At 37.4% G+C, this 6,000-nt stretch carries 4 protein-coding genes; 2 read left to right on the forward strand and 2 right to left on the reverse strand.

All coding sequences use genetic code 11. The features are described 5' to 3' along the window. Window positions 1–201: 201 nt before the first annotated feature. Together CCAND38_RS07550 and CCAND38_RS07555 are read left to right on the forward strand one after the other, a co-directional pair. Complete coding sequence (locus tag CCAND38_RS07550) at window positions 202–696, forward strand: RNA polymerase sigma factor (RefSeq protein WP_042344653.1); 495 nt, start codon at window positions 202–204, stop codon at window positions 694–696. Window positions 697–720: 24 nt separating this feature from the next. Continuing rightward, on the forward strand, window positions 721–1,515 hold the full coding sequence (locus CCAND38_RS07555; RefSeq protein WP_042344655.1) for a hypothetical protein: 795 nt from the start codon (window positions 721–723) through the stop codon (window positions 1,513–1,515). Window positions 1,516–1,539: 24 nt separating this feature from the next. Here the strand turns inward: CCAND38_RS07555 and CCAND38_RS07560 are convergent, their stop codons facing one another. Then, the gene (locus CCAND38_RS07560) at window positions 1,540–2,970 is read right to left on the reverse strand and encodes an arylsulfatase (protein ID WP_042344662.1); all 1,431 of its coding nucleotides are present in this window, start codon (window positions 2,968–2,970) and stop codon (window positions 1,540–1,542) included. 234 nt (window positions 2,971–3,204) lie between these two features. Next, a complete protein-coding gene (locus CCAND38_RS07565; RefSeq protein ID WP_042344656.1) occupies window positions 3,205–5,799 on the reverse strand; it encodes a DNA gyrase/topoisomerase IV subunit A in 2,595 nt (864 codons plus the stop codon). Between the last annotated feature and the right edge of the window lie 201 nt (window positions 5,800–6,000).

The following is a 6,000-nucleotide window of genomic DNA, read 5'->3' on the forward strand; positions in this document are numbered from 1 at the left end:
CGCAGCACCCCTTTGAGATGGTCGCAAAAGTATAAAAAAAAGTTAATATATACAACAGAGGTTGTGATTAGCGTTTGGTCAACAGTATCAGTGATTGGCGTATAGTAGTTAATTCTAATTGCTTTCTTCCAATTAAAAAAAACATTTTCTTTGTAACAAATTTGATTTACCAAATACTAACCAAACAGAAATCAAAAAAAGATGAAGGCATTAGAAAAAGAATTTTTGGAACGGGTGCAGAAGCACAGGAGTGTACTTTTCAAAATTGCCAAGATGTATATGAATGACCCTGACGACCAAAAAGATCTGTTCCAAGAAATTACGTATCAGCTCTGGAAATCCTACCCAACTTTCCAAGAAAAGAGTTCTTTTTCCACGTGGATGTATCGCGTGGCTTTGAATACTGCCATCGTATTTTTGAAATCAGAAAAAAAACGAGGATTTATTTCCAATCACGAAAATTGGGAACAAATCAAAATTGTTGAGGAAGATTCCTCTGAAAAAGAACAACAAATAAAACAATTGTATGAAGCTATACAAAAACTAAATCCAATTGATAAAGCTCTTATTTTCTATTACTTAGAAGATTATTCTGGCAGAGAAATAGCAATGCAACTGGGGATTTCTGAAGGAAATGTCCGTGTGAAACTCAACCGAGCTAAGGCTAAACTTACCGAATTGGTCAATAAATCTTAATTAAATATCTAACACCTTTTAAAAATGAATATTGAAAACATTAAAAACCTTTGGAGCGAAGAAAAAGTAAGTCAAACTCCTGAAATTTCTATTGAAAAACAACAACAATTGCGTACACCTTTGGAGAAAATCCGAGCTAATATGGAAAAAGAATTTTGGTTTTCCGTATTCACATTAGCCGTAGTTGCAGGATTACTCTTCCTCTGTGAAACCTCAGAACAATTGTTCGTTTTTGGCGGATTGTATCTTATTTTAATATTAATTACAGCCTACTATTTCCGTAAGTTTTATTCGCTTTATAAAAGAATCAACACTCAGAGCTTCAGTACGTATCACAATTTATTGAACCTCAGATATGAATTGGTTTTAAACACGGAATTGTACAAATCGTACTACATTTCCTCTATCCCGATAGCTTTCTGTTTTTATTGGGCAATGAGTCCTACATTTTTAAATGGTAATATCCCTCATCTGATGTTGGTAGCTTGTTGTATGGTTGTTTTTGTTATAGCATTGTATATTATTGGAAAAATGTGGCTCAAGGAAATGTACGGAAAATACATTGTTGAAATTTCAGATTTAGTAACCTCAATGAGCGATGAAAATGATGAATTTCAATTCGGTAGAGACTCATTGAATTCCGAAATAAGTTATATTTGGTACACATTGAGCAGGGGGTATTTCGAAAAAAAATTTGGTAAGGCGGGGAAAATAATTAATGGTATCCTTTGGGTATCGCTAATCTTGTTAGCCTTATTTATCGCGAGCTTTTGCGTAGGTTTTATTATTGGTTTTGCAGTAGCCTGGTGGGAAGGATAGTCCCACCAAGCATCTCTCATATAATTATTTTTCCCAAGCAAATGGGAACAATGCTGAGCGTTGGTGAGCTTGTTCCATCATTTTAGCTATTTTTTTTACTATCCTTGGATGATTCTTAGCAATGTTATTTTTCTCTGAAGGGTCTTTTTCAAGATCGTACAGTTCAATAGAACCATTTTTGTCTTTATTCACATTCAAACGAACGCCTTTCCATTTTCCATAACGAACAGCTTGTCGCCCACCAAGTTCGTGAAATTCCCAGTAGAGATATTTATGTTGCTTTTGTTTTTTATCCTTTCCTAATAAGGTCGGCAAAATCGAAACTTCACTTCCAGTTTTAGTATATGGAACCCCCGCAATATCCGCAAAGGTAGGCATCAAATCCCAAAAAGCTCCCACAAAGTTGCTCGTAGTCTGTTGTTTAACTTTCCCTTTCCAATAAACAATAAATGGAGTGCGTATGCCACCTTCATATAAATCACGTTTTAAACCCCGCAAAATACCTGATGATTTGAAAAAATCAGGGTCGGCACCACCTTCAAAATGAGCTCCATTGTCACTGGCAAAAATGATTATTGTGTTATCATCTAAGTTTTTACGTTTCAGTAGTTTACGAACATCTCCCAGATACTTATCCAAGCGAGAAACCATAGCGGCATGTGTAGCATGAGCTTTAGGTTGGCTCATATATCCTCCAATAATTGTTTTCTCACCGTTGTAATCAATTCCTTTGTATGGCTTTTCAGGAAGATGTGAGTAAGACTCTAAGATGCTGTCCTGTGGCACTACGAGTTCGGCATGTGGCAAGGTGTAGGCAAGCATTGCAAAGAAAGGTTTCTCAGAGGATTGTTTTTCTAAGTAGTCTAGTGCCTTTTCATGTATAACATCTTCAGAATAAACGATTTGATTTTCGTAATTTCCATTTTCAGTAAGGTAATAACGTTCGTTGTCCTGCCACAAAAAAGGAGGGAATCGGCGATGGGCTCGAAGCTGGGAATTATATCCGAAAAAAGTATCAAAACCATGTAAGAGAGGGTTTCCTGTTGAGGCTACCGTACCTAATCCCCATTTTCCGAAAATAGCCGTGTTGTAACCCGCTGATTTTAGTATTTTGCCTATGGAACGTGAGTTTTCGGGAATAGGAGCTTGACCATCAATGGGTTCTGAAACTTCTTTGTTTCCACGAATATGTGTTACCCCTGTAGTTTCGCCAGTAATAATTGATGCTCTGGAGGGAGCGCACACAGATGCACCAGCATAGAATTGCGTGAACTTCATACCTTCCTCCGCCAATTTGTTCAGATGTGGCGTTTTGATGATTTGCTGTCCGTAAGGCTCGGTGTCGCCATAGCCTAAATCATCTGCCAAAATGAAGATAATGTTTGGTTTCTTCTCCATTTGTGCCACTGCTGGAATAGCACACAGAAGCAGTAAAAAACTAAAAATTTGTTTCATAAAATTAATTATTAAAATTTCATTCATACGGATTTTTAACTCAGAAGACAATTTAGAAATCACAAAATTATCAACTACATGTTTCGAGAAGTTGTGTTCTTGGCATTTCTAACCGATATTCGATATCTATATATCCTTACGGATGTCATAACTCTTAAGTTAAGTTCAAACCACGAAGGTACGACTTTATGAAGAACATTTCAATATGAAAAGTGAGCATATCAATTAAGTTTATTAGAATTCCAATTCGGTTTGTAGCCCATCCGATTCATCGGATGAGTCAGTGATTTCGTCATCGCCAAGTTCCTCTTCCAAGTTTTCTTCCATTTCGTTCTCCTGGTGTGGAGGGAGTGATTCTATGGTTATTATTTCTTTTACTTTTTCAGTAGAAAGCTGATTACCAAGGGCTTTTATGCCTTTTATAGATATGAATTCTTCCAGATTTACTATTAGATTCTCCTTCTCGGATTTTCCTTTTTCTTTGGCAAAAACTACTTCTGCCATTGGTCTCCAATCCGATGAAACGAACAATAGCTGTGACTTTGGATGTTCTGTAATCACAAGTTCTTCTTTGTTTTCGTTCTCAATGACAAAACGTTTTACGTAATAACGTTCTTTCTCGCCGTCATAATAAATCACAGAAATAGGCTTTTGAGGAATCCACTTTTCCATGATTAAGATATTGTTCTCGAAGTGTAAATTTAAGTCTGGAATTACAGTTTTTACGCTACCGTCTTTCGTGATCAATAACAATCGATCGTCGCCTTTGAATGCACCGAGTAGATTTCCTCTTTCGTCTGTATTTAAGCGTTTTACGATATCGTCAAACCAAATTTTTCGAGGTTTGAGAGTCGAAACGCCTTTTTCTTTAAGTTCAATGCGCTTAATAGCAAATTTTGACACTAAATTACCTTTGACTCCGCGTCCTTTTATAATGGTATCGGCAAAATCCACGTCCCATTTTAATTTACGAATGCTTCCTACTTGGCGTAAATTAATGGTTACTACTTCGGCTTCTCCATTTGGATTAGGGGTGAAATACAGTATTTTTGAGTCTTTATGTTTCGGTATCAGTTCGTATTCTTTGTCGCGGATAATTCCCGTGACGTTAAAGCGTTTGATGTAAGAAAAACCGGTATGTCCGTCCTTATAGATAACGTTGTAGATGGTACGTTTGTCATCTTTTTTAAAAACAGCTGCATGGATGATGTTTTTCTCGATATACGTTTTCTCGCTGACTTTTACCACTTTCATCATTCCACTTTCGGTGAAGACGATCACATCGTCAATATCACTACAATCGCCGATATATTCATCTTTTTTGAGTGATGTACCCACAAAACCTTCTCCTTTATTGACATATAATTTGATGTTCCTCACTACCACTTTTGTAGCCTCGATATTGTCAAACGGACGTATTTCAGTTTTGCGTTCTTTGCCTTTTCCGTAGGTCTCTTTCAAGCGTTTGAAATGATTTATGGCATAATCAATTAGGTTTGCTAAGTGATTTTTTATCTCTTCGATATCGGCTTCAATTTTGAGCAAATTTTCATCTGCCTTGAAAGTGTCGAACTTGGTGATACGAATCATCGGGATTTGCGTTAAGCGCTGCAGATGTTCGTCCGTAATTTCTTTGATAAGCTGTTCTTTGAAAGGCTCAAAGCGATCGCGTAAGTATTGGTAAAGAGTTTCTCTTTCCGAGTACAATTTAAAGTCAATATACATTTCTTCGCGAATAAATATCTTTTCCAAAGTAGAGAAGTGTTGTTTTTCTTCTAATTCGGCCAAGTCGTATTCCAATTCACTTTTGAGCAGCTGTACCGTGTTATCTGTAGATCGCCTTAGTATTTCCGATACGGTCAGAAAAAGAGGCGTATTGTTCTCAATGATACACGCCAGTGGAGCAATTGAAGTTTCACAAGCCGTAAAAGCGTAGAGAGCATCAATGGTTTTATCGGGCGATATTCCTGAAGGTAAATGTATTATAATATCTACATTTTCAGCGGTATTATCTTCTACTTTTTTGATTTTTATTTTTCCTTTTTCATTGGCTTTCAGTATGGATTCGATAAGTGAATCGGTGGTAGTTGAAAACGGGATTTCGGTAATGCGGAGCGTACTTTTATCCACTTGCGATATTTTAGCTCGTACACGAATGCGTCCGCCACGTTGTCCATCGTTGTAGTTGCTTGCATCCATTACTCCTGCCGTAGGAAAATCAGGGTATAACTCAAAGGGTTTTCCTTTCAGATGAGCGATTGATGCGTCGAGCAATTCCACGAAGTTATGAGGTAATATTTTGGTTGATAATCCCACTGCAATCCCTTCTGTGCCTTGAGCCAAGAGTAGCGGAAATTTTACGGGTAGGTGTACGGGTTCTTTCTTGCGTCCGTCATAGCTCATTTGCCACTGCGTTACCTTGGGGCTAAACACCACATCTAAAGCGAATTTCGAGAGTCGAGCCTCAATATAACGGGAGGCTGCTGCACGGTCACCCGTAAGAATGTTTCCCCAGTTTCCTTGCATATCGATGAGTAAATCTTTTTGTCCAATTTGTACAATGGCATCGGAAATACTCGCGTCTCCATGCGGATGATACTGCATCGTATGTCCCACAACGTTAGCAACTTTGTTGTATCTTCCGTCTTCCAATTCTTTGAGAGAGTGCATAATACGTCGTTGAACAGGTTTGAATCCATCTTCAATAACAGGGACGGCACGTTCCAGAATAACGTACGAGGCATAGTCCAAAAACCAGTTTTGGTACATTCCTGTAACTTTAATGATACTCTCGCCTGAGGGTTGCTCTTGTGGTGTGTTCTCTTCCATACGATAAATAGAGTTATGAATAGAAATTCAATGTCCGCAAATATAGAAAATATTTTTCAGTCGAAAGTCTCAACGAGTGATTTTTGTAGTTTCTTTTGTGAGGCTTTTTTTATTCGGTCGTGTTTTAAAAAGTATGATGGTATAAAAAATTGACAATCAGGGAATAAAGTTGTATTTTTGTTGAATGCTAATAACAATTAC

Source organism: Capnocytophaga canis (assembly GCF_000827555.1).
Taxonomy (GTDB): domain Bacteria; phylum Bacteroidota; class Bacteroidia; order Flavobacteriales; family Flavobacteriaceae; genus Capnocytophaga; species Capnocytophaga canis.

Coding starts and splice junctions, on each gene's coding strand:
- CCAND38_RS07550 (WP_042344653.1), top strand. CDS start 202: ATGAAGGCATTAGAAAAAGAATTTTTGGAACGGGTGCAGAAGCACAGG.
- CCAND38_RS07555 (WP_042344655.1), top strand. CDS start 721: ATGAATATTGAAAACATTAAAAACCTTTGGAGCGAAGAAAAAGTAAGT.
- CCAND38_RS07560 (WP_042344662.1), bottom strand. CDS start 2,970: ATGAAACAAATTTTTAGTTTTTTACTGCTTCTGTGTGCTATTCCAGCA.
- CCAND38_RS07565 (WP_042344656.1), bottom strand. CDS start 5,799: ATGGAAGAGAACACACCACAAGAGCAACCCTCAGGCGAGAGTATCATT.